The 24,748-nt window shown below is 39.1% G+C and carries 23 protein-coding genes, 1 tRNA gene, 2 pseudogenes and 1 other annotated feature; of the genes and pseudogenes, 21 read left to right on the top strand and 5 right to left on the bottom strand.

Annotated features, from left to right (window positions below; all coding sequences use genetic code 11):
• Positions 1-80: 80 nt before the first annotated feature.
• The gene (gene spxB / locus LPAF129_RS01005; RefSeq protein ID WP_244054152.1) at positions 81-1,856 is read right to left on the bottom strand and encodes a pyruvate oxidase; all 1,776 of its coding nucleotides are present in this window, start codon (positions 1,854-1,856) and stop codon (positions 81-83) included.
• A gap of 501 nt (positions 1,857-2,357) precedes the next feature.
• Here spxB and lepA point away from each other — a divergent pair.
• Both lepA and LPAF129_RS00995 read left to right on the top strand, forming a co-directional pair.
• Positions 2,358-4,187, top strand: a complete 1,830-nt coding sequence (gene lepA / locus LPAF129_RS01000; RefSeq protein ID WP_244054123.1) for a translation elongation factor 4 — start codon at positions 2,358-2,360, stop codon at positions 4,185-4,187.
• Positions 4,188-4,457: 270 nt separating this feature from the next.
• Positions 4,458-4,913: a hypothetical protein gene (locus LPAF129_RS00995; RefSeq protein WP_244054121.1), complete on the top strand. Its 456-nt coding sequence runs from the start codon at positions 4,458-4,460 to the stop codon at positions 4,911-4,913.
• A gap of 183 nt (positions 4,914-5,096) precedes the next feature.
• Here the strand turns inward: LPAF129_RS00995 and LPAF129_RS00990 are convergent, their stop codons facing one another.
• On the bottom strand, positions 5,097-6,014 hold the full coding sequence (locus LPAF129_RS00990; protein ID WP_244054119.1) for a hypothetical protein: 918 nt from the start codon (positions 6,012-6,014) through the stop codon (positions 5,097-5,099).
• 105 nt (positions 6,015-6,119) lie between these two features.
• On the opposite strand from LPAF129_RS00990, the gene LPAF129_RS00985 reads away from it, so the two are divergent.
• From LPAF129_RS00985 to LPAF129_RS00955, 7 genes and pseudogenes are all read left to right on the top strand, one after another.
• Positions 6,120-6,296, top strand: coding sequence for a hypothetical protein (locus tag LPAF129_RS00985; protein WP_244054117.1), 177 nt, complete (start codon positions 6,120-6,122; stop codon positions 6,294-6,296).
• A 114-nt stretch (positions 6,297-6,410) separates the two neighbouring features.
• Positions 6,411-6,782, top strand: a pseudogene (locus LPAF129_RS00980) (hypothetical protein); the annotation flags it as partial.
• The gene (locus LPAF129_RS00975) at positions 6,782-7,942 is read left to right on the top strand and encodes a DUF6883 domain-containing protein (protein WP_244054116.1); all 1,161 of its coding nucleotides are present in this window, start codon (positions 6,782-6,784) and stop codon (positions 7,940-7,942) included. The pseudogene LPAF129_RS00980 and the gene LPAF129_RS00975, both read left to right, overlap by 1 nt.
• Positions 7,939-8,115 (top strand): hypothetical protein, encoded by a 177-nt coding sequence (locus tag LPAF129_RS00970; protein ID WP_244054114.1) that lies wholly within the window; start codon positions 7,939-7,941, stop codon positions 8,113-8,115. Before LPAF129_RS00975 ends, LPAF129_RS00970 begins: the two co-directional genes overlap by 4 nt.
• 130 nt (positions 8,116-8,245) lie before the next feature.
• Complete coding sequence (locus tag LPAF129_RS00965) at positions 8,246-8,431, top strand: hypothetical protein (RefSeq protein ID WP_244054112.1); 186 nt, start codon at positions 8,246-8,248, stop codon at positions 8,429-8,431.
• 14 nt (positions 8,432-8,445) lie between these two features.
• Positions 8,446-8,706 carry a DUF6275 family protein gene (locus LPAF129_RS00960; protein ID WP_244054110.1) on the top strand — a complete coding sequence of 87 codons (261 nt, stop codon included), beginning with the start codon at positions 8,446-8,448 and terminating at the stop codon, positions 8,704-8,706.
• 52 nt (positions 8,707-8,758) lie between these two features.
• Positions 8,759-9,682: pseudogene (locus LPAF129_RS00955) on the top strand (terminase large subunit domain-containing protein); the annotation flags it as partial.
• A 224-nt stretch (positions 9,683-9,906) separates the two neighbouring features.
• Here the strand turns inward: LPAF129_RS00955 and LPAF129_RS00950 are convergent.
• A tRNA-Ser gene (locus LPAF129_RS00950) sits at positions 9,907-9,994 on the bottom strand.
• 423 nt (positions 9,995-10,417) lie between these two features.
• Here LPAF129_RS00950 and LPAF129_RS00945 point away from each other — a divergent pair.
• From LPAF129_RS00945 to LPAF129_RS00895, 11 genes are all read left to right on the top strand, one after another.
• Positions 10,418-11,716 carry a Y-family DNA polymerase gene (locus LPAF129_RS00945; protein WP_244054106.1) on the top strand — a complete coding sequence of 433 codons (1,299 nt, stop codon included), beginning with the start codon at positions 10,418-10,420 and terminating at the stop codon, positions 11,714-11,716.
• A gap of 567 nt (positions 11,717-12,283) precedes the next feature.
• Positions 12,284-12,931 carry a hypothetical protein gene (locus LPAF129_RS00940; protein WP_244054104.1) on the top strand — a complete coding sequence of 216 codons (648 nt, stop codon included), beginning with the start codon at positions 12,284-12,286 and terminating at the stop codon, positions 12,929-12,931.
• Positions 12,932-12,957: 26 nt separating this feature from the next.
• Complete coding sequence (locus tag LPAF129_RS00935; RefSeq protein WP_244054102.1) at positions 12,958-13,728, top strand: TrmH family RNA methyltransferase; 771 nt, start codon at positions 12,958-12,960, stop codon at positions 13,726-13,728.
• Positions 13,729-13,849: 121 nt separating this feature from the next.
• A complete protein-coding gene (locus LPAF129_RS00930) occupies positions 13,850-14,359 on the top strand; it encodes an HD domain-containing protein (RefSeq protein ID WP_244054100.1) in 510 nt (169 codons plus the stop codon).
• 106 nt (positions 14,360-14,465) lie between these two features.
• A complete protein-coding gene (locus tag LPAF129_RS00925) occupies positions 14,466-14,819 on the top strand; it encodes a winged helix-turn-helix transcriptional regulator (RefSeq protein WP_244054098.1) in 354 nt (117 codons plus the stop codon).
• Positions 14,820-14,859: 40 nt separating this feature from the next.
• Positions 14,860-15,093 (top strand) — a binding site (T-box leader).
• Between the two features lie 162 nt (positions 15,094-15,255).
• A complete protein-coding gene (pheS, locus tag LPAF129_RS00920; RefSeq protein WP_244054096.1) occupies positions 15,256-16,302 on the top strand; it encodes a phenylalanine--tRNA ligase subunit alpha in 1,047 nt (348 codons plus the stop codon).
• Between the two features lie 9 nt (positions 16,303-16,311).
• Positions 16,312-18,726, top strand: coding sequence for a phenylalanine--tRNA ligase subunit beta (gene pheT, locus LPAF129_RS00915; protein ID WP_244054094.1), 2,415 nt, complete (start codon positions 16,312-16,314; stop codon positions 18,724-18,726).
• 210 nt (positions 18,727-18,936) lie between these two features.
• Positions 18,937-20,034, top strand: a complete 1,098-nt coding sequence (gene mltG / locus LPAF129_RS00910; RefSeq protein WP_244054092.1) for an endolytic transglycosylase MltG — start codon at positions 18,937-18,939, stop codon at positions 20,032-20,034.
• An 18-nt stretch (positions 20,035-20,052) separates the two neighbouring features.
• The gene (udk, locus tag LPAF129_RS00905; RefSeq protein ID WP_244054090.1) at positions 20,053-20,688 is read left to right on the top strand and encodes a uridine kinase; all 636 of its coding nucleotides are present in this window, start codon (positions 20,053-20,055) and stop codon (positions 20,686-20,688) included.
• 222 nt (positions 20,689-20,910) lie between these two features.
• Positions 20,911-21,384 carry a transcription elongation factor GreA gene (gene greA / locus LPAF129_RS00900; RefSeq protein WP_244054088.1) on the top strand — a complete coding sequence of 158 codons (474 nt, stop codon included), beginning with the start codon at positions 20,911-20,913 and terminating at the stop codon, positions 21,382-21,384.
• An 81-nt stretch (positions 21,385-21,465) separates the two neighbouring features.
• On the top strand, positions 21,466-22,224 hold the full coding sequence (locus LPAF129_RS00895; RefSeq protein ID WP_244054086.1) for an NADPH-dependent oxidoreductase: 759 nt from the start codon (positions 21,466-21,468) through the stop codon (positions 22,222-22,224).
• Positions 22,225-22,279: 55 nt separating this feature from the next.
• Here the strand turns inward: LPAF129_RS00895 and LPAF129_RS00890 are convergent, their stop codons facing one another.
• Together LPAF129_RS00890 and LPAF129_RS00885 are read right to left on the bottom strand one after the other, a co-directional pair.
• Positions 22,280-22,636, bottom strand: coding sequence for a hypothetical protein (locus tag LPAF129_RS00890; RefSeq protein WP_244054085.1), 357 nt, complete (start codon positions 22,634-22,636; stop codon positions 22,280-22,282).
• Between the two features lie 26 nt (positions 22,637-22,662).
• The gene (locus tag LPAF129_RS00885) at positions 22,663-23,622 is read right to left on the bottom strand and encodes a nucleoside hydrolase (protein ID WP_244054083.1); all 960 of its coding nucleotides are present in this window, start codon (positions 23,620-23,622) and stop codon (positions 22,663-22,665) included.
• 228 nt (positions 23,623-23,850) lie between these two features.
• On the opposite strand from LPAF129_RS00885, the gene prmA reads away from it, so the two are divergent.
• Positions 23,851-24,744: a 50S ribosomal protein L11 methyltransferase gene (gene prmA, locus LPAF129_RS00880; RefSeq protein ID WP_373875020.1), complete on the top strand. Its 894-nt coding sequence runs from the start codon at positions 23,851-23,853 to the stop codon at positions 24,742-24,744.
• The last annotated feature ends 4 nt before the right edge of the window (positions 24,745-24,748 follow it).

The raw sequence follows: 24,748 nt of genomic DNA, 5'->3' as shown, positions 1-24,748 counted from the left end.
TTTAGTTAGTTTATCCTACAATTTTACCATAAAAAAAATCACATCAACTAGTGATGTGATTTTAATTAGTGGGTTAGTTCTTAGAACTTAACCCCATATTTGTCCAAGTAGTATGTGAATGGCTTCAATTCAGAAGCATCATATTCTGCAAAGAATTCATCCATTGTACGTGAACCATGAGCTAATTGATAACCATCTGAGATGTATTCAACCAACTTGCCGTCTTCCATCTTGAATTGTAATTCTTCAACAGGAATACCACGTTTGCCAGTGATGTTAACGTCGATCAAGACAGGCTTGCCGGCTTTAGTTGTAGCAACAGCTTCGTCAAAAGCAGCAGGTAATTCTTTAGCGTCGTTAACTTCGATACCATGAACGCCCATTGCTTCAGCAATATCCTTAAACTTAGCATCTTTAATATCGATACCAAAGTTGTTCATTGTCAAATCATCTTGTTCTGACTTGATGAAGCTAAGGTATTGGTTAGAAGTAATAACGTTGATAACAGGCAAGTTGTACTTGTTCAATGTCAAAAGATCTTGCATAACCATTGAGAAGGCACCGTCACCAGCAATGTTGAAGACCTGACGTTCTGGGTAAGCGAATTGAGCTGCAATCGCACCTGGAAGGCCGTAACCCATTGTTGCAAACAATGCTGAAATTGTCATCTTTTGTCCACGCTTCATGTCTAAGAAACGGAAACTGTTAATGATGTTATCACCAACATCAACTGAGAAGAGGGCATCGTCTTCAGCAATCCGGTTGATTTCACGGTAAACTTCTTCGTATTCAGGAGCACCTTCAGTTTTGTTCATCAAACTGTCAAGGTAAGCTCTCCAGTCTTTCATATCTTCTTTAGCAGCTTGGTAGTAAGCTGATTCTGGTTGTTGTTCACTTAATTCAAGAGCTTTGTCCAAGAATTTGCCAGAATCTGACCAGATACTGAAGTCAAGGTAATGATGACGGCCAAATTTAGATTTGTCGTTATCAATTTGAACGAACTTGAATTCATGTGTCCGGTAAACTAAGTTAGCAAATGGGAAGTTAGCACCCAATGCAATTACCAAGTCAGCTGTACCGAAGACTTCGTCAGCAGCTTTTGATGCGGCACGGTTAGATGTACCCATGTTACCTTCGAAGTGATCGTCAACTTTACCCTTAGCAAGACCTGTAATAACAACAGGAATTTGTAATTTTTCGGCTAATTTTTGTAATTTATCTTGGTTATCCTTGATACCAGAGCCAACGTGGAAGACAGGGCGTTTAGCATCTTTGATCATGTCAAGTAAATGCTTAACTTCTTCGTCAGTTGCTTCAGGTTGTGGAGCAGCTTTTTCGTCTGTTAATTGAGCTGAAGAAAATGGTACGTCTTCAATTTCAACAAAGCCAATATCATTAGGGATAACAACAACTGAGACACCGTTATTCTTGTATGCTTCACGGATAGCTTTGTCAACAACATATGGCAAGCTTTCTGGTGTCATAACAACACGGTTGTAGTCAGCGACGTCGCTAAACATTGGTGTTTCTGGGAATTCTTGGAAGTAGTCGTAGTTCATGTTTGAACGAGGAACTTGTCCAACAATAGCTAGAACAGGAACGTTATCTTCTTTAGCATCATAGAGGCCGTTTAACAAGTTAACGGCACCAGGGCCAGCTGAACCAAAAGTAACACCAATTTTACCAGTAGCTTTAGCATGACCAACAGCGGCTAAAGCACCAACTTGTTCATGACGTACTTGAACATAAGTGATGTTTTCTTTTTCAACTTCTAAGGCATGCAAAGTGGAACTGATTGAACCACCAGGATAACCATAGACATGCTTAACCCCCCAAGATTCTAAAACTTTCATCATCGCAACGCCGGCTTCAACGGTTTGTTGTTTTTGCAAAATAATACATCCTTTCTCTTTAACTAATTTAAGCTAAAATTCAACACTGTTTATTCTACCCTAAACGAAAATCGCTTACAAGGTTGTACACAACATTGTAAGCGATTTTATTTTAAAAAAGTCCAAAAAATTTGAAAAAAAGGTGTTTTTTTGTAAAAAAATTAATTTTTTGCGCCCAAAAACCATCAAAACTTTCGAGAATTTTCTTTTTTTACTTGAATACATAGAAAAAAATCTATTTTATATAGAAGAAAAAAATTATTTTATTGTCAAATTGTGGGCTACAAAATTTTTTACTAAATTTAGAGTTGATTTCTAAATTACGTGAACCCTTGGGACTTATATAGTACTTATTTTTCAGATTTAAATTTTACTTAAGTTGGACTTAAATTGACTGACATGTTAAAGACAGGCTATAATATAGCGTTAGATAGGATAACAGTACAGAAAGCAGGAATTTGCTGAATGAAGATAGAAGAAATGAAGGAACGGCAAAAACATATCCGCAATTTTTCAATCGTTGCACATATTGATCATGGTAAATCGACCATCGCTGATCGCATCCTTGAATTAACGGATACTGTTTCTCACCGGGAAATGAAAGAACAATTACTAGATTCCATGGATTTGGAGCGTGAACGTGGAATTACTATTAAATTAAACGCTGTTGAATTAAAATATCACGCTAACGATGGTGAAGATTATATTTTCCATTTGATCGACACTCCAGGACATGTTGACTTTTCATATGAAGTTTCACGTTCTTTGGCAGCGTGTGAAGGGGCAATCTTAGTTGTCGACGCTGCGCAAGGAATTGAAGCTCAAACCTTAGCGAATGTTTATTTGGCAATTGATGATGATTTAGAAATTATCCCAGTCATCAATAAAATTGATTTGCCATCAGCCCAACCCGAAGTAGTTCGCAAAGATATTGAAGATGTGATTGGTTTGGATGCTTCTGAGGCTGTGTTAACTTCAGGTAAAACTGGTGTAGGTATTCCTGAAATGCTAGAACAAATCGTGCAAAAGGTGCCGGCACCGACTGGAGATATTCAAGCCCCATTAAAAGCGCTGATTTTTGATTCAGTCTATGATGATTACCGTGGTGTTGTTTTAAGTATTCGGGTCACTGAAGGTGTGGTTAAGCCTGGTGATCGAATTAGACTGATGAATGGTGGGGTAGAATATGAAGTGGCTGAAGTTGGGGTCAATTCACCTAAACCATTGAAGCGTGATTTTTTGATGGCAGGAGATGTGGGCTATTTAACAGCCAGCATTAAAGATATCAAGGATACTCGTGTTGGTGATACTGTTACTAGTGCGGACAATCCGACTGAAAAGCCGTTAAAAGGTTATCGGGAAATGCATCCAATGGTATATTCCGGATTATATCCAACCGATAATGCAAAATATAATGACTTGCGTGAAGATTTGGAAAAATTACAGTTAAATGATGCAGCTTTAGAGTTCGAACCAGAAACTTCACAGGCGCTAGGGTTCGGTTTCCGTTGTGGCTTTTTGGGTTTACTTCATATGGACGTGATCCAGGAACGATTAGAACGTGAATTTAATATGGACCTGATCACCACTGCACCGTCAGTCACCTACAATGTTAAGTTAACAGATGGAACGATGCTTGAAGTTGCCAACCCAGCAGAAATGCCGGAAGTTTCCAATATCTCGCAAATCAATGAACCATTTGTTAGAGCGGAAATTATGGTTCCTAACGACTTTGTGGGGGCGGTCATGGAGTTATGTCAGCGCAAGCGTGGCCAATTTGTCACGATGGATTATTTGGATGACACCCGTGTCAATGTCATTTATAAGATGCCGTTAGCGGAAATTATTTTTGATTTCTTTGACAAATTGAAGTCCAATACCCATGGCTATGCATCGTTAGACTATGAATTTGACGAGGACCAGCCAAGTGACTTAGTTAAAATCGACATTCTATTGAATGGTGATAAAGTTGATGCCTTGAGCTTTATTTCTCACCGCCAATTTGCTCAAGAACGAGCTCGAGTGATCACTAAGAAACTGAAAGGAATTATTCCGCGACAAAACTTTGAAATTCCGATCCAAGCAGCAACTGGGGCTAAAATTATTGCACGGACGAATATCAAGGCCTACCGTAAGGATGTTACTTCAAAGATCCATACAGGTGACCCTGACCGTCGGGCTAAATTACTTGAAAAGCAGAAACGTGGTAAGAAACGGATGAAAGATGTTGGTACAGTTCAAATTCCGCAAGAAGCATTTATGGCTGTCCTTCAGTCTGAAGATGAAAGTAAATAAATTTAGTGAGACCACTAAATTAAGGTTAAGAATCTTAGTGAGAGATTTAAATTAAAAAGCAAAACTATTACAGTGGAAGTGGTGGTAAGAGCCACCAGTTTTTACAACTGAAGGGGAGAAGGACTCGTAAGTTAAGTTCTTCTCTTTTTTTGAGCGTTACTGAAAAGACGGAACATCAAGCTCATGGCGCTTACAAAAAGACATTTTTATTTGAATTATGTTATTTAGCTTGGTACGATAGTCTTCAGCATATTGAGAGAGGTTTTTAGAATGGCAATATATCAATTCAGCGCAAATAATTTTTTAGGGATTGACCAATCCAGTAATTATTTGTACATAGTTAGAGTTAAAGTTCCCGAATTTATTGAAATCAATGACAAACAAGCAACGGTTTTGGCGTATGAAAATCAGCGTTTTTCCTTGCTTGAGCCACTTGATGTTAAGTACCATGATGGGAAGTTTACCCGGTTTAAGTTAGATACTGAACTCCCGCGGATCAGCAGTTCTTTTCACCGGCACTTTTCATTAAACTTGTTGTTTCACGAAGAGTTTATGAAGATCGAACGCTATGCTCTGCAGGGAACGCAGCAACTTTACTTTGAAACTACCCCGCAAAAAAGTAATATCTCTTTAGATGAACTGGAAAGTCACTTTGATGATTTGGAAATGATCAATCGGTTTAGCGGCATTCAGCTTGAAAGAGTCGGAGTTAGAAATAAAAAGTAGTTAAACTAATTGGAATTAATTAAAGAGGACCTAATTTCGCAGCATTAAACTGTGAAGTTAGGTCCTCTTTTTTTCTTAAGTTGTTTAAGATAACTCTCTTTAATTGCAATCGAAGTAGACTCCAATGGTGAAAAGGTACTAAAGTCAGATTACATACAGGTTGGGGAGCTAACTGTTGTGTTCTTAATTAATATGGTGATTATTTTCTGGGTGATTTTCAATTTTATATTTACGACTATCCTGAATTTCACCGTAAAGGGTGTAAACTAAAATAATGACGAAAACTACGGCAAAATACAAAAAGGCGTTTAAAGTAAAATGAGAATCGTCTTTTAAAATGGTTGAAGTTGGTGGTGCGTAAGCTGTCGTTCCATTTGTGAAGTCAATAATATTAGTATTAGGTTGTTGGCTTTCCCCAGAATTTTCTTTGTCAGCTTGTCTATTAGCAGCTGAACTTCGTGCGGCTAAAATTTGAGCCTTATTATAGGTATCAGTGATTTTTTCAACTTCATTGTTTTGAGAAACTAATTCTTGTTTTCTACTTTGAAACCACTGGTTGTTTCTGCCCGGCTTTGCACTAGGCTGGTTGCTTTTTGCAGGAATACTGGTAGTTGATTCTGCACTAGAACCAGCTTGATCACCATCTTGATTGGCTGGTGGCTGATTGCCGCCGGCTGCAGAAGAGGCGGAACTAGAACTTGAGGAGCTTGACGAACTAGAACTGGTTGAACTAGAGCTGCTCGAAGAACTAGCTGAACTATCTGAAGAACTAGAAGAACTAGAGGATGAGCCGATTGATTCATTAGAGCTAGCTGAGCTGGATGAACTTGTGGCGTCAGACGAAACATTTGAACTGTCGGAACTAATTGAGCTGTTTTCAGATGAAATACTGGCTGCAGTTGAAGTATTAGCACCAGTTGCTGGTTTTTTTGAAGTAGTGAGCTGACTACTAGTTGCTGAGTGCTGTGATTGACTGGTTTCTGTCGGAATATTAGCAGCAGCGGCGTTAACTTGCGGTTCAAAAAGAAACCAACTAGTAAATCCCAAAAGACAACTAGCACAAATTAATAGTTGGTGGTTGGTTTTGTTGTGTTTACGCAAGATTTCACTCCCTATGATAATAATAATGGTTCGTGTTAACGTGACAACTATGAATTAGTGTCAATGTTAGCATACTTTACCAAATTTCTAAAGGAAGCACACTGGTTGAGAGCAACTGGTAATGAATTTGTAATCTTAGCGGATCAAATCAATGAGGGGTGGTTAAGTTTTCCAACTTTTTTTGAAGTTTCTAGGTCGGGAATGGAAGACTGTCTTTTTGCTCAAATTTTACTTAAAATACTCAAAGCTTTTAATGGTGACTCAAAAATAAAAAAACTTTAGAAATTTCCAAGGCTTTTTCTACGGAAAGTCAATAGTTAAGCCCAACTTTATCGCATTTAGCTAAAGTTGGGCTTTTGTATTTTTTAAATGATTCTATTTTGATTTTAATAAGGAGCAGCAGGATTTGCTGGTGAAACTGGCTTAACTATGGACGATTTGGGTTTTGTGTCTGATAATCCGTCATCAGTTGAAGCTATTAAGGCAAGTCATGAAAACTTGCGCTTAGCTGGTCGTAAAGCACAACGAAGTTTAGGCTCTGGTTTGTTAAACGTGGCATATTTGTCGGCTTGCTTACGCGATGATTTTCCGTATCAGCGTCGTCAGTTTAATGCAACTCAACCAAAGTGGGAACCGTTATTTGAAGCTGATGCCAATACTTTAGGACTGATCGGCGATGGAGCAATTAAGCTAAACCAAGCTATTCCAGGTTACATCACTAAAGACACTGTTAGAGATTTGACTGGTGTCCAGGGTGGTGAGGAATAGTGACCGATGATATTGTTCCAGCATTACTAGAAGTAATTCAGACAGAATTTGATGAACAAACTGCAAAGGATCCTAAGCTAGTTGCTGCAGTTAAAGCTTTGCAATCTAAAAAAGCGACTTACTTGGATGTGAATGACTTTGCGATTACAGTTGGTCAAATTCTGGGTAAGGTACTGGGTCAACATATTACTGGTGAGTCATTACCCGATGGAAAAATGTATTTCAATATCGCTCAACGTTTGTTGGACTCAACCATGAAGAAAAATCATGAGTTGATTTCGAGTTACGCGTTGGATGTTCAGAATGGATTAAATCAACAGGCAGGATTGCATATGCGTGGCCAAACTGCTCCGGTTAATCAGAGTCGAATCGATGGTATTGTGAATCGAGTTTCGCAAGAAGACGATTTTGAAAAAGTTCAGTGGCTCTTGGAAGACCCACTGATTAATTTCAGTCAAAGTGTAGTGGATGATACGATTAAAGCCAATGCTGAATTTCAAGCAAAAGCAGGGCTACATCCTAAGATAACTCGTCGAGTTGCAGGTCATGCTTGTGATTGGTGTAAGGCGCTAGCAGGTACCTATGACTACCAAGATGAACCGCATGATATCTATCGGCGACATGAACGCTGTCGGTGTACTGTGGACTATAAACCAGGCGATGGCAGACAGCAAAATGTATGGTCTAAAGCGTGGAAAGACCCGCAGAAAGATGCTAAAATTAATGTTAGGAAAAAGATTGGTCTTTTAACGGATAACTATACTGGTCCTTCCGGGGTTAGTGCGTTAAAACGTGGCCGAGTCCATCCACAAGCATTACCAAATTGGCAGAATGCAACGATTAGCAAGAGCAAATTAGTGAATTATGCGCTTGATATAAATCATAATGTTGGTGGACCTAAGGCAAAAGAGTTTAGGGATAGACTTGGAATTACCACGAGTAATTATCGTATTTTGTTAAATCAAATATATCAAAAGTTGCCCTATTATAAAGCAATATTTAAGGGAAATGAAGGTTACGGGAAAAAATACTTTGTGATTATGCCTATTAAAGGTGCTAACAAAGAATATGCAAATGTTTTAACCGCGTGGATTGAAGATAAGAATGAAGTTAGGTTAACCACTGTAAGAATAGCCAAGGAAGGGGAGTCAAAAAAATGAAAATTGAAGAGTTAGACGTGGTAAAGCTAAAAGATGGACGTGAAGGTGCTATCGTATATCGCTTTGATGATGATCATTTTATGTTTGAAGCTAAAGATGATTATGATTTGAAACTCCCCACTATCTCAATGAGTGATATTGAGGAGGTAACTTGGAAAGTTTCAGAGCATTAAAAAGGTTAAGCCGTATATTTTTTTGAAAGAGTTAAAAAATGGTAAAAGCGATTATCCCACTTGTTTAGCACTTAGTTAAAAGATGACTAAGTGCTATTTTTGTACACAAAATTACGAGGAGTGAAACTTAATGGAAAATGGTAAATCTTTGATTATTTGGTTAATTGATGGTCAAACACTGAAGTTTGAAAATGTAACGAACGTAGAAAATACTTGTTCAGAATTGAAGTTTGATTATTTTGGGATTAGCACACAAACCAATCGTTCCGCTACCTTTAACCAAAATAATATTGCTGGAGTTGCGTTGGAAAAATAGGAGGATGATCTATTATGGATAATGAGAAGTTTATTGAAAGATGTAAGACGATGGTTGGACAAAGAATTCTAAATAAGTTAATGGATGATGATGGGAACTTCCCTGAGTTTGAGGTCTTTGTAGTTTGGTCATGTAAAACATTACAGAATAATAAAGCTATTCTTAGTGCAACAGTCAAAGACGCACCATTATATGAAATTACCCATAATGGCGATAAGGGCGAAACTTATATCGATACTTACATCAAAGAATCAAACGAATGTATTAAGATGTAGCCTCACCCCAGCGATAGGGTTATCATGCATGAATTAAGATTGGGGGATTCTTATGACTACTCAAGTCAGACTTGGTAATCAGCATCCTACTCAATCGGTAATTCTTCCATATACTGAAACACATTATCAAGCTGCAATTGAATCCTATGAGAAGTCTGGCAGAACAGCACAAGAATGGCAGGTTGAATTATGTAAAAGCATTTTTGCTGTCAATGATGAAGGACTGTGGGTCCATACTAAGTTTGGCTACAGCTTGCCCCGACGTAATGGTAAAAATGAAATTGCTGCAATCAGAGAAATGGCTGGTTTGTTGAATGGTGAACAGATGTTACACACTGCTCACCGTACAACGACCAGCCATTCTTCGTGGGAGCGACTTTTGCGTTTACTGGATAAAGCTGGTATTGAGTACGAATCTTTGCGAGCCACGGGACGTGAACGGTTGGAAATACCAGAAACTGGTGGAAGAGTTGAATTTCGGACGCGGACCTCTACTGGTGGTTTAGGTGAAGGGTTCGATTTACTAGTGATCGATGAGGCACAGGAATACACGACTGATCAAGAGTCAGCATTAAAGTACGTCGTAACTGACTCACAGAATCCACAAACGATTTTCTGTGGAACGCCTCCGACACCATTATCCAGCGGAACAGTTTTTCCTAGTTTTCGTGATGATGTTTTATCACATAAAGTCGAAAATGCGGGTTGGGCCGAATGGGGTGTCGAAGATGAGTCAGACATCCATGATCGTGAGTTATGGTATCTGTGCAATCCATCTTTGGGGACCATCTTTACTGAGCGTTCAATCCAAGATGAAATCGGTTCTGATACGATTGACTTTAACATTCAACGTTTGGGACTATGGATCAAGTACAACCAGAAGTCCGCTATCTCAGAAAATGAGTGGCAAGAACTGCAGGTCAAAGCTCTGCCAGTGTTAAAAGGACAATTATATGTTGGCATCAAGAACCACAATGTGATTTATCCAGGTCAGAAATTGAAATACTAATTTTCAAATATTGCCGTTTTTGGCAAATAGGGCTCAGTCAGAGATGGCTGTACTTTATTTTTTTGCTGTGTAAGTTTTAAAAATGTGCACACGAATTCTTTTAATTACCTTTATTTGCCTTTAATAAAAAAATAAAAGCCTACAAAATCAGCGTTTGTAGGCTTTTAGCATTCAACTAAAGTTATCTAATAAGGAGAGTACAGGATTTGAACCTGCGCGCCGGTATTAGCCGGTTCGCCGGATTTCGAGTCCGGTGCATTACCACTCTGCCAACTCTCCGCAACAGGAACTATTATAGCAAAAATATAACCTGATGACAATCTAAAATTTTTTCTAAGTTTGAGCATAATTTTAGACAGTAAAAAGCCCATTCTTCCAGCAAGAATGGGTTTAACTATCTATGTGCACTACCGAAGCAGTCAGTGAAGAAAAATCTTCAGGCGCGTGACCTTATGTCCAAACTAATAATAAGTTAAAAAATGTTGTTAGTCAACTTAAAAATTAAAAAATTAAATATCGACCAGCTGGTTCAGGGTTAACTGGTTTTTGATACAAAAGCTAAGTGGTGATTTTGAAGAATAAATGAGATATTTTAATTAATTTGAAGTAAATGAGCTGTTTTTTTTATTTACTTTTCGAACTAATGTTCTATAATAAAGGAGAACACATGTTTTAGGAAGACTAATGCGAGGAGGTGCAGCGATGGATTTTCAAAAAGAACCACATGGAGTTTTTTTCCTGATCGATAATAAGTCATTTTATGCTAGTGTTGAATGCGTTAAACGAGGACTAAATCCATTAGAAGCTGCACTGGTCGTGCTATCAGAGCAAGAAAATACGAATGGTGGATTGATTTTGGCTGCTTCACCGATGGCTAAAAAGAGGTACCACATTAGTAATGTTAGTCGGCAACGAGACTTGCCACGGACAGCTGATTTATTGATCGTGCCACCAAGGATGAACCTCTATATTGAAAAGAATTTGGAGATCAATGCTTTATTTCAACGATATACACCTGAAAAAGATTGTGTTCCTTATTCAATTGATGAAACGATTTTGGATCTGACGGGGGCATGGCAGTTGTTTGGTGCCACACCACGAATCGTTGCGCAAAAGATTCAACAGGAGGTCCGAGATAAATTAGGACTATATACTACAGTTGGGATTGGAGAAAATCCACTGCAAGCGAAGTTGGCGCTGGATCTTTTCGCTAAACATTCGCCAGATTTAATTGGAGAGTTAAAGTATGAAAACTTTGCTCAAAAAGTGTGGCCAATTACTGACTTAACTACTGTTTGGAGTATTGGTCAACGAACTGCTAAACATTTAAATCGAATGGGGATCTATTCAATTAAAAATTTGGCACATACTAGTCCAGCTATTTTAAAAGCAGAATTTGGCATAATTGGGACCCAGTTATTAGCACTTGCTTGGGGGATCGACCGGTCTAATTTGGAAAAACCAGTGCCGGTTAAAAGCAAGAGTTTGGGAAATTCACAGGTTTTACCACGGGATTATTTGAAGCAAGATGAAATTGAAGTGGTGATTCAAGAAATTGGTGAGCAGGTCGCTGCCAGACTGCGAAGCCGAGCTAGGCAAACGATGTGTGTGAGTTTAAGCATTGGTTTTTCTTATGCGGCGGCAGAACAGGCAGGTAAACATGGCTTTACTCAACAACTGAAAATTGCACCAACTAATGATAGTCAGTGTTTAAACCGGTATTTACTGAAAATTTTTAGGGAAAACTGGCAGGGCGAGGGTATCAGAAATGTTGCAGTGAGTTATGGTCAATTGACCACGACCCAAAATTTACAGTTGGACTTATTTAACGTAGGAAAACAACCAGAAAAGAAATTCTTGTTAGAAAAAACACTCGACCAAATTCGACAGCGGTTTGGCACGACAGCCTTATTTTGGGGACACAGCTTAAAAAAAGGTGGAACAATGTTGGACCGTGCTGGCTTAGTTGGCGGGCATAATGGTGGAAATTCTTACAGCTAGTCACTAGATTATTGCTAAAAACGAACAAAAAACTGCAAAAAGAGCCAGTAAGAAATGATTTAGTTAAGAATTTGTAACATTTTTGTTATAGATTTTTTAAAATTGAAGGTATATACTAGCTACATAGCCATTGAGAGGGACACATCTATTTTTAGCAATATTACTGACTATCACATAATTCCGTTGTCCTGATGGCTATGCACATATTATATATCTGTTCTTCCTGTCGCTGAAGTGACGGGATTTTTTTATGTTAAAATAAACTGACATCAGAATATTTAATAATGAAAAATTTAAATACAACAGGACCATCTGCTTGAAAAAGCTTGTCGCAAAAAGTGGACTGTGCTATAATAATTCCGTTGACAGTTAGGATCTCGATTCTAATTGACAACTATTTAATTTGTCCCCCTAAACAAATTAATACAACCCCTAAAGCCTTGCTCCGTAACTGGAGTGGGGTCTTTTTTTGGTTAAAAGCCAGTTAATTTAGGGGTGTTAATATACGAAGCAGGCTGCTTCGTTGTATAATTAAGGAAAATGTAAGTGAGTAAGAGGTGGTTGGTGATGAACATTAAATATCAGGCAGTTGGACAAACAATCTATGACATGTATTTGATTCAAAATGTTGAGCGGTATTTGACTGGAATTTTGACAGATAAGTTGGAGGATACTTCATTACGCTTAGAGTTGATCTCCAAGAGACAATTAAAGCAAGAACATCAACTGAATCTTCTGGATGGAATTGAACCATTATTACAAATGCGAGGACGCGAAATTGAACAAAATGGTTTGTACCTTTTGTTATCGTCGCAGCCGACTGATGGACCACAGCGCTTTTTGGACTGTGGACCTTTTTCCGAACATGGGGTTTCATTAATGTTCCATAATCCAGGATTCACGTTTAATAGTGATGATGAGATTTTTAAAGCGGCAACCGACTGTATGAACGTGGCTGCGCGTTTGAGTGCTCACTTTTTTGCGAGTGATCTAGCGTTAAGCCAGATCCCAGCTAATATCTACCGCTCTTTTTATAACTATGAAACAAATTGTGTCACAGCAGTTTTAGTGACTGAACAAGAATTTGCGACAGATACTCAGGCCGTACAACAGTTGGCAGCCACCTATCGGTTACAAATCGTCAGTGGGCTCCAACAGGATTTAAATGGAAAGAAACAAGCAATTTTACGGTTAACTAAACAGTTGGCTAATTAAAACACCGAAAAGAATAGGAAATTAATATGAAGACTATACAATCAACAGGGAACCAAACAGTTAAAAATTGGAAGAAACTAGCCGCCAAAAAAGGCAGACTTAAACAAGAAAAATATTTACTAGAAGGTTGGCACTTGGTGAAAGAAGCGATCCATGCCAATGAAAAGATCCTTGAAATTATGGGGACGGCCGAAGCATTGGCGCAAGAGCAGCTGCAAATTGACTTAAACCAAGTTGATTTGTATGAAATTTCACCTGAAGTTGCGCAGCAACTAAGTGAAACACCTAGTCCACAAGGAATTTTTGCGACAGTCGCCTTAAAGCAAACTGAAGCAGTACTGCCAACTGAAATTACTGGTTCATGGTTATTTTTAGATACGGTGCAGGATCCTGGAAATGTCGGTACTATGGTCCGAACAGCCGACGCAGCTGGTTTTGCAGGGGTCGTTTTAAGTAAAGGTTCAGTGGATATGTATCAGCCTAAATTAGTGCGGGCAATGCAGGGCAGCCAATTTCACATTCAAATTGTTCAAGATGATTTGGCAAAGTGGACAACAGCTTTTAAAGCTCAGGGCTTGCCTGTTTTTGGCAGCGAATTAAATGACCAAGCACGTAGTTATGATCAAGTTGGCCGCCATGAAGATTTTGCAGTGATGATGGGAAATGAAGGCAATGGCTTAAGTCAAGAAATGTTGGCAGCTACGTCAATGAACCTCTACATTCCGATAAAAGGTCAAGCAGAATCATTGAATGTTGCAGTTGCGGCAGGAATCCTAATGTTTGCGTTAAAGGCATGATTATTAAGAATCAATTAACATTACCAGACTTAGTGATTTAAGATTGCAAGTTACAAGCAAACGGGCTAATATTATGCGGTGAAAGCTAATTTGATTAAGCGAGTGAGGTAATTTAATTAATATGAGCAATACCAAATGGGAACAAGATTCTGAATATATGAGCTATGTTGGCGACTTGTTACAAGAACCAGCCGTCCAAAAACTTTCTGAATATGAACAACATCATGCAACAACACGTTTGGAACACTGTATTAATGTTTCTTATACCAGCTATTGTCTTGCCAAAAAAATGCACTTAAATGCACGAGCAACAGCACGGGCAGGATTGCTCCACGATTTATTTTATTACGACTGGCGAACAACTAAGTTTGACCGGGGAACACATGCGTGGATCCATCCCCGGATCGCCTTAAGAAACGCTGAAAAAATCACTGATTTAAGCCCATTAGAAAAAGATATTATTATTAAGCACATGTGGGGCGCAACTGTTTGCCCACCGAAATATCCCGAAGGTTTCATTGTTACTGCAGTTGATAAATATTCTGCAACTTCTGAATATAGCGGTCATTTGGTTGATAAAATTGAACAGACTTTTAAACAGAAATTTAGCTTTGCAAAAGTAAGTAAATAAGAGTAAAATTAAATTAGACACAAAGTCCATCGAACTCGTTTTTCGTGTCGTGGGCTTTTTGTTAACTTTAATCGGACTTAATTTTTGTTCTGGAGGTGAATTTATTATGGCAGTAGAAGTTGAGCAGAAGAGTGCTTATGAACTGTGTCCTCGTTTTGAAAAAACTTTTGGGATTTTAGGCAAGAAGTGGAACGGACTGATCATCGATGTTTTATTATCTGAAGGTCCCCAACGCTTTAAGGATATCGCCAATAAAGTTGATAAGTGTAGTGACCGTGTTTTAGTTGAACGTTTGAAAGAGCTAGAAGTTCAAGGTTTAGTTACCAAAACACCATTAGTTGACAGTTGCCGTGATGTCTATCAGTTAACTGAACAGGGTGAAGACCTTGCTGGCATTATTGGCCAGGTTCACGATTGGGCAGAAAAGTGGTATACTTTGGCCGATTGTACAACAGACTAACTTGACTATTAACTTTAATGAAGGTAAACTAAGACTAATATTTGAAACGAAGACGGAAAAAAGTAAACTACAGACTTTCACAGGGAAAAGCGGGTAATTGAGAACGTTTTGTTAGAAAGTAGTTGAAGTTCACTTCCCGAGTTAACGTTGGGAGCTAGTTTGACTAGTGAAAAACGTTACGGTCGACACTTGATCGTTAACAAGCTCCGAGTGTTATTAATAGTGAATGGCTATTAATAAAACAAGGGTGGTACCGCGAAGCCTCGTCCCTTTTTTGGGACGGGGCTTTTTTCTTTTTCGCACAAATAGGGTTGGAAGCACTGGCTCCGACTATTGACTAGTACTAGGTGATTTTGACTAAAATGGTAATTTTTAGTGAGAACCATTACGTACTTTGTAACTAAAATTCAATCACTTTCAAAAGGAAGGAATAGTAATGAATCTAAAAGATAGACTTGAAGAACTCAAGCAAAATAGTTTGGCGGAAATTAAAGCTGCCTCTGATACTAATAAAGTCAATGATATTCGGGTCCATGTATTAGGCAAAAAAGGACCGATCACGGAGGTTTTACGCGGGATGCGTGATTTGCCTGCCGAAGAACGTCCTAAAGTCGGCAGCTTTGCTAACAAGGTTCGCGATGAATTGACCGAAGCAATTGCCAACCGGCGCGATGAATTAGAAATAGCTAAAACAGCGGCCAAACTAGAGAAAGAAAAAATTGACGTATCATTGCCAGGCGTACCTGTTAAACAGGGACAACCGCATGTTTTGTCACAGGTTTTAGACCAAATCGAAAAATTGTTTTTGGGAATGGGTTATCAGGTTGTAGATGGTCCTGAAGTTGAAGAGGAACATTATAACTTTGAAATGCTGAACTTGCCTAAGGATCATCCTGCCCGTGATATGCAAGATACATTTTACATTACCAACTCAATTTTAATGCGGACTCAGACTTCTCCAGTTCAGGCACGGACGATGGAGAAACATGACTTTTCTAAGGGACCATTAAAAATGATTTCACCAGGGAAAGTTTACCGTCGTGATACAGATGATGCGACACATTCACATCAATTTCACCAGGTTGAAGGCCTCGTGATCGACAAACACATCTCAATGGCTGATTTAAAGGGTACATTGCAACAATTGGTTAAGACTTTATTTGGCGAAGAACGTGAGATCAGAATGCGTCCAAGTTACTTCCCATTTACTGAACCATCGGCAGAAGTTGATGTTTCTTGTTTCAAATGCGGCGGTAAAGGTTGTGCGGTCTGCAAGTATACTGGTTGGATCGAAACTTTAGGTGCTGGGATGGTTCATCCAAATGTGTTGAAAATGGCTGGAATCGATCCTGAAGTTTACGGTGGTTTCGCCTTTGGCTTAGGACCAGATCGTTTTGCCATGTTACAGTATGGTGTTAATGATATCCGTGAATTTTACCTAAATGATGTTCGTTTCCTTGAACAATTTTCTCAGAAAGGTTAGGTCTTCTTAATGAAAGTTTCGAAACAATGGCTGAATGATTATGTTGCAGTTGATGATCTTGATGCAGCAGCTTTAGCAAATAAAATAGAATTAAGTACCGTAGAAATTGATGATGTTACTCGACTCGAAGAAGGACAAAAAAAGATTGTCGTTGGGCATGTGAACAGTTTAGTGCCACATCCTAACTCAGATCATTTGAAGGTCTGCCAAGTTGAGGTAGGCGCAGATGAACCATACCAAATCGTCTGTGGAGCCCCTAATATTCAAAGTGGTCAAAACGTGATCGTTGCTTTACCTAGTTCATGGATCGCTGGCCATAATAAAATTAAGAAATCAAAAATGCGTGGGGAAGTTTCAATGGGAATGATTTGTTCCTTACAAGAAATTGGCTTTTCCGATAGTGTTGTTCCTAAAAAGTATGCTGACGGAATTTATGTTTTGCCAGCTGATGCAGTGCCAGGAGAATCAATCTTCCCATACTTAGGAATGGATGAAGATATTCTTGATGTTGATATCACACCTAATCGAGCAGACTTGTTGAGTATGCGTGGTGTTGCCCATGAAATTGCCGCTCTGTATAATCGAAAGGTAACTTTACCTCAGCCAGAATTAGTTGAAGCATCTGAGACTCAAATTAGTGATTACCTAGCAGCAAAAGCACCAAAAGACTTGGCACCCACTTATCTCATGCGGATCATCAAGGACGTGACGGTCGCTGACAGTCCTTTGTGGCTGCAAAAGAGACTCTGGAATGCCGGTGTACGGCCAGTTAACAATGTGGTGGACGTTACTAATTACATCCTGATGGATTATGGTCAGCCATTACATTCATTTGACTATGACAAACTGGCAACTAAGGAAATTGTAGTTCGTTTGGCTAATGAAGGCGAAGAATTAACGACCCTAGATGGTGAAAAACGAGTTTTAAGTGCCAGTGATATTGTGATCACTAACGGAGAAAAGCCAGTTGCTTTGGCCGGAACTATGGGTGGAGCTAATACGCAAATCGATGATGCCTCTCAGACAGTTGCTTTAGAAGCAGCAGTTTTTGATGGTCACCGGATCCGTAAGACTGCACGGAAGGAAAAACTGCATTCTGAAGCATCAACCCGTTTTGAACGTGGGATCAACGTTGCGACGGTTAGAGCAGCCTTGGATGATGCTGCACAAATGATCGCTAACCTAGGCGGCGGCCAAGTAGTTAGTGGAGTAGCCGGTCAAGAATTAGCCGACCAAAGTGCTAAAGAAGTTGAAGTTTCCTTAGATAAAATCAACCATGTCTTGGGGACTAGCTTGCAAGCAACAGAGGTCAGCCAGATTTTTACTCAACTAGGCTTTACCGCTACTGAAGAAGCCGGTAAGTTTACAGTGCAAGTTCCTGTTAGAAGATGGGATATTGACATTGACGCTGATTTGATTGAAGAAGTTGCCCGTTTGTATGGCTATGATAAATTGCCTGCTACTTTACCGGCTGGACAAGCAACTCCAGGTCAGTATACTGCCAAACAAAAAGCAATTCGTGACACTCGAAAATTATTAGAAAGTGCTGGATTGGATCAGGCAATTTCTTATAGTTTAACGACGCCGCAAAAAGCGCAACGCTTTGCGATGGAGCCTGCTGCACAAACTGACCTTGATTTCCCGATGAGTTCAGACCACACTACTTTACGGATGAATTTGTTAAGCGGCTTATTAGATGATCTATCATACAATAGCGCCCGTAAAGTATCTGATGTTGCTTTATACGAACAAGGCAGAGTTTTCTTTAGAGATGAAGATAACGACCGCCCACGGGAAGTGGAACATGTTGCAGGTGCTTTAACCGGTTTATTCCATGAAGTCACATGGCATGATGGAAAACGTCCAGTTGATTTTTACCTGACGAAAGGAATTGTCACTTTCTTATTATCTTCATTAGGAATTACAACTGGTTTACGCTTTGAAGCAACAGCAAAACACGAAGAAATGCATCCTGGCCGGACCGCTGACATTTATTTAAATGATGAGCTTTTAGGTTTTATTGGCGAAATTCACCCATCTTTGGCCAAAGAATATAAGCTGAAACGGACTTATGTCTTTGAATTAGATCTTTCTAAAGTGATTGCTGCACCTAAGAATGAAGTTGTTTACCAAGAAATTTCGAAGTATCCAACAATTACACGTGACATTGCTTTAGCTGTACCAGCTGAAATCACGAACCAACAAATTTTGAACTCTGTCTGGGCTAACAGCGGCAAACATTTAGTTGATGTTCGTTTGTTTGATTACTATCAGGGTGAACATTTGGCACAAGGCTTTAAGTCATTAGCGTATACCTTGGTTTACCAAGATAAAGACGCAACTTTGAAGGATGACGAAGTTACGGCTGAATTTGAGAAAGTTGTGACGGCACTTCAAACAGAACTTGAAGTAACCGTTCGATAATTTTTAAAGTAATAGAAATAATAAAATACAATTGTAGGGGCGAATAAATGGTAAAAAAGTTTATTTCGTGAACTATAGTTGTATTTTTTTGCAGGTAAAATTAATAGAGTTGATACCTATAAAATGAAAACATTGCTAAATCAACGACTATATACATTTTGGCTCCTGTTTGGTATACTAATTTCGAGAGTTTTTCTAGGAGGGTAAATGTTGGATTCTAATGGTAAAAAAAATAATATCGCTACAAAAGTGATCACGATCGTAGTTAGCATTATCGTGATCTTACTAGTGGTAGTTGCTGTGACAGGCTATAGCTACTTTAAGGCGGGCTTAAAACCGCTCGCGCCGAACTCACACCAACGAATTGAAGTGAAGGTTCCAGTAGGTAGTACCAGCAAACAAATTGGGGCAATTTTGGAGCAAAAGAAAGTCGTTAAAAGTGGTTTTGTATTTGATTACTACGTTAAATCAAAAAAAATCGCTAACTTTAAGGCGGGCTACTATGAACTCAAACCATCGATGACTTTGGGTCAGATTGCACATAACTTACAAAAAGGCGGTTCTAGTGAACCAATAAGTTCTGGCCGATTGTTGATCAGAGAAGGTGTGACGGCAGAAACGATTGCTAAAACTGTTGCACAAAGCACCCGTTTTTCACAAAAAGACTTTTTGAAGTTATTGAATGATCCTAAGTTTATCGGTGAATTACAAAAGAAGTATCCTGACTTACTGACATCGGATGTGCAGTCGAAGAACGTGCGCTACCGTTTAGAAGGCTATTTGTATCCTGCAACTTACACAATTAATAAAAAATTAACCTTACAACAGTTAGTCGAAGAAATGGTTGCTAAAACTGATCAAGAACTTAAACCATACTATGGCAAGATCAAGCAGCAAAAGAAGAGTGTTCAAGCTGTCTTGACTTTGGCTTCGTTAGTTGAACGTGAAGGAAACAATGCGCAAGACCGGGCGAAAATTGCTGGGGTATTCGAAAATCGTTTAGCACAAAAAATGAAATTACAAACTGATATTTCTGTCTTATATGCTTTAAACAAACATAAAGAAAATGTGTCTTACAAGGACCTAGAAGTTGATTCTCCTTATAATCTCTACAAAAATAACGGAATCGGACCTGGACCGTTTAATAATCCAAGTATTGCTTCAGTTAAGGCCGTTTTAGCGCCACAACAAAGAGATCAAGACTACTTGTACTTCTTTGCAGATATCAAGACTGGTAAAGTTTATTATTCCCAGACTTATGACCAGCATCAGGCGATCATTGATAAAGTAGACGCTAAAAATAACTAGAGTAGAGGGGTAAACGCAATGCCAAGAAAAAGACCGGTTATCATTGGAGTTACGGGGGGCTCAGGAAGTGGAAAAACTTCTGTGTCGCACGCAATTTTCGACCAACTGCATGGTCATTCAATTTTAATGTTGGAACAAGATTCATACTATCGTGATCAAAGTGAAATGACACTGGAACAACGAGCTAAGGTCAACTATGATCATCCGAATGCTTTTGATACAGACTTACTAATTGCTCAGCTGTCGGATCTATCCCAGTGGAAAGCAATTGATAAGCCGGTTTACGATTATTCAATTTCTACTAGAAGTGAAGAAATTGAAAGAGTTGAACCTAAAGAAGTGATCATCTTAGAAGGAATTTTTATTTTAACTGATCCTAAACTGCGGGATCTCTTAGATATTAAAGTCTTTGTTGATACGGATGATGATATTCGGATCATCCGACGGATCCAACGCGATATGAAGGATCGTGGACGTACGCTCCAGTCGATCATTGACCAGTACTTGCGAACGGTTAAGCCCATGTACCATCAGTTTATTGAACCAACCAAGCGTTATGCTGATGTGATCGTACCTGAAGGAGCCGAAAACAAAGTTGCCATTGATTTATTGGTAACAAAAATTCGGGATATAATTCGAGTCGCACAAAACTAAAGTGGCTAGAAAGTGCACAAATAGCAATGTTTGATTGCTGTTTGTGCCTTTCTTTCAGTTGACTGGATTAAGTTGAGTAATTGTTAAATTGGTGAACAAGACTTGCAAAGTGAACTGATTTGAACTAGCATATAATCTTGTTAACTATAAAAATAGGTGTTTACCTAGGTAAGCTTTTTGCTTACAATAAGGATAAATTTTTGAATTGAAGGGATTTTTAGAATGGCTGAAGAAAAAACATTTCCAATGACTTTGGAAGGAAAAGAAAAATTACAAGCAGAATTAGAAGAATTAAAAACTAACAAACGTGCAGAAGTGATCAAACGGATCAAAATCGCACGGTCTTTCGGTGACTTATCAGAAAACTCTGAATATGAATCAGCTAAAGATGAACAGTCATTTGTTGAAGGTCGAATCAAAGAACTTGACCATATGATCAACTATGCTGAAATTATTGATAGTGATGCAATTGCTAAAAACGAAGTTGCTGTTGGTAAGAGCGTCACTTTCCAAGAAGACGATGATGAACCAGAAACTTACCAAATCGTTGGTGCTGCTGAAGCAGATCCATTTGAAGGTAAGATTTCAAACGAATCACCAATTGCCAAAGGCTTGATTGGTCATAAGTTGGGTGAAGAAGTAACAATCGACACACCCGCTGGCGAAATGTCAGTTAAGATCGTTGACGTTAAGTAAGTTTAAGTTAGAGAAAGCAAATCATTTCTTGATCAGCGGAGATGGTTTGTTTTTTATTAATTAAAGGAGGGGCTCAAACTGATGGTGAACAAAAATAACCAAGTTGAAAATTTATTATTGAATCGGCGAACAATTCGGGCTTTTAAAGAGCAATCTTTGACACAAGAGCAGTTAAACTTATTGTTAGAAGCAGCTCGTCAGACTGCAACTTCGTCATTTTTACAGCAGTCTTCAGTCATTCATGTCACTGCATCAGAAAAGCGGCAGCAGATCCGCGAAATTTGTCAGCAGGATTATGTTGGCGCAAACGGTGATTTATTTATTTTTGTCGTTGATTTGTATCGTAATCAGCAAATTAGAAAAGCCAGTGGGAACAATGATGGTCGTTTACACAAGACTGACGTTTTTTTGCAAGCAGTTGACGACACGGTTTTAGCTAGTCAAAACGTTGCTGATCTAGCTGAAAGCTGGGGCTTAGGAACGGTCTTTTTGGGCAGTATCGCTAATGATGCGGCAGCGATGGTTAAGCTATTAAAGCTGCCAGCCCTAACTTTTCCACTGTTGGGTTTGCAAGTTGGTGTCCCAGATCAACAGCCAGAATTAAAGCCGCGATTACCGTTAAAATTTCGTAGTTTTGAAAATGAGTATGAGACCGACCATAGTTTAGCTGAATTAAAAGACTATGATGAAGTCGTCCAGACTTATTACGATTTACGTGACTCTAACCGCCGTATTGATTCTTTTACTCACCAAGTGAACTCAGCTAAGCTGAACCACCGTGAAACTAAACGAGATGATATTTTAAACGTGATCCACCAGCAACAGCTCTGCTTATACTAAAAAAAGTCTCCCACCTGATTAAAATAATGAGGTGGGAGACTTTTTATTTAGCGAGCTATAAGACGAAGACAAAGATGCTTGCAATAATCAGTAAGAGTAGATTTAAGCCAGAAAGCCAGACTGAACTGGAAGGCCGGCCAATTCTGAATTTTAAGTTGCGAAGGCACAATACTAAAAAAACAATTGAAGCAACTAGGAAGAGCAAAAAGATCGTCTTTAGCGATGCGAAGATTTCAACCATTAACAAGGCAATGATCAGCAGCCAGTTACGAAAGTTTCGGTACCAGTTAATTTGGCCAAAATAGGCACGCTGATAAGAAAAGTTGGCTCGCTTGCCTAAACTGATAAATTTATTTGCCGTTAGAAATAACCAGAGGACAAATAAAAAAATTCCAACATACTTCCAGTTCATATGTTCACCTGCTTTGTAAATCTGAACTAATTATTTTTAAATAGTTCAGTTAATTTTGTCATAAATTCTGCGACAAAACGGTCTTTGTCAACGTTAACGGCAACTTGAGTTTGGGTTGCTGGGTCGTTGATCCGGGTTTCATCGCCAATTGTCCGGCCGGCAAACGGAGCTTCAGTATCAACTTTCATGTTAAGATAAATTGTTGAAACTAGACTTTGTTCAACAGCCACAGCCACAGCTAGCGGATCGTGTAAAGCACAACCGCCTAAGTGTGGACTAGTAACCTTGTATGCATCAATATAAAAGTCAACAATATCAGCATACTTTTCACCAGCAGTGGTGTGGAGATCACGCCAAGACTGAGTTTCCTTAGTAGTTAGCAAGGTCCGCGTTGTAACATCCAAGCCAACCATTGTTAGTGGTAATGAGCTGCGTAAAACGCGGTCTGCAGCTTCTGGGTCTTGGTTAATGTTAGCTTCTGTGACTGGTGTGACATTACCAGGGACTGTTAAAGCACCGCCCATAAAAGTGACATTACCAATTAAATCCGCAATAGCTGGGTCTTGGTCTAAAGCAGCAGCTAAGTTAGTCATTGGACCAGTTGGAACTAAAATTAAATCTTGTTGGTACTTGTGGGCTGCAGCAACTAAAAAGTCGACGCCTGAACCCGCTTCCAACTGACGGTCTGCAGTTTTTAATTCAACTTCACCAACGCCGTTCACGCCATGAATTTGGGCACTGACAGGCATTACATCGAAGTGGTCAGTGGTGGAGGAGTGTTGTGCACCAAGATAAACGGGAACTTCAGGATGACCTAATAATTCTAAGAGATCTAAACTATTCTGAACCCCACGTTCAGTGACTACGTTACCATAAGAACCGATGATCCCAATCAAATCTGCTTCGGGTGTGGCCAATGCATATGCAATGGCCAAAGCGTCATCGATCCCAGTATCTAAATCTAAAATCATTTTATATTTTGCCATTTGTTTTGCTCCTATCGAAAATAATTATCTACCTAATTAAGTTTAGCAAAAAAAACGGGCCTTGTAATTGCTTTTAAGAGATTTATTTCAGATTTTAGCTGGGGACTGGCTATAATTGGTTTTTTCAGACGTAATTAGTTAACTGTGCAAAATTTGTCAAGTTACTGTAAAATAAACAGAGTTAGTAATTCAGCAGAAATATGAGAATAATTTAAAACTTAAGGAGAAATGAGTTTGAAGTGGAATAAATTAGCAATTAAGTGTAGTGCAGAAGCACAAGAAGCAGTTAGTAACCTTTTGGTTGAAAATGGTGCAGAAGGAATTGAATTAACTGAAGCCGATCAGGCTGACTATGTCGTTTTAGCCACCTATTTTGCTGAGGGAACAGCAGTTGAACCACTAGCACAGAAAATGGGCAGTTCGTTAGCAAACTTACCTCAGTTTGGTTTGGAGCCAGGTGATTTTGAGATCACTATTGAACAGTTAGACGATAGTAGTTGGGATAACGAGTGGAAGAAATACTATCATTCTAAACGAATCAGTCGTTATCTAGCGATTGCACCTAGTTGGGAACCGACGGATACTTTTGATGAAAAAACTGCGGTGATCCGGTTGGATCCAGGAAAGTCATTTGGAACAGGAACACATCCAACGACCGTGTTAGCCCTTCATGCATTAGAAGCTGTAATAGCAGGCGGAGAAGATGTGATCGATGTTGGGACTGGGTCTGGTGTCTTAAGTATTGCAGCTAAGTACTTAGGTGCAGCACATGTCGCTGCCTATGATGTTGATGATGAATCGATCAAAGCGGCTGCAGAGAACTTTGCGTTAAATCCAGTTGCGACCGACGTTCATTTAGCTAAAAATAGCCTATTAGAGAATGTGACTGGCAAAACCGATATCATTGTCGCTAATATTTTAGCTGAAATCATCGTACCTTTGATCCCACAAGCTGCAACGCATCTTAACCCTAACGGTAAGCTGCTGTTATCTGGAATCATTCAGGATAAGGTCTCTTTGATCAAGGACACCTTAACCCAAAATGGTTTTGTCGTGGAAGAAACATTTAACATTGGTGACTGGTATGGGATAATTGCTAGTCAGCCGCTGGAAGATGAATAGGAGA

This window comes from Ligilactobacillus pabuli, from assembly GCF_022836475.1.
Taxonomy (GTDB): Bacteria; Bacillota; Bacilli; order Lactobacillales; family Lactobacillaceae; genus Ligilactobacillus; species Ligilactobacillus pabuli.
Note: the sequence above shows the minus strand (reverse complement) of the source record. Positions and strands in the feature narration are given on the sequence as shown.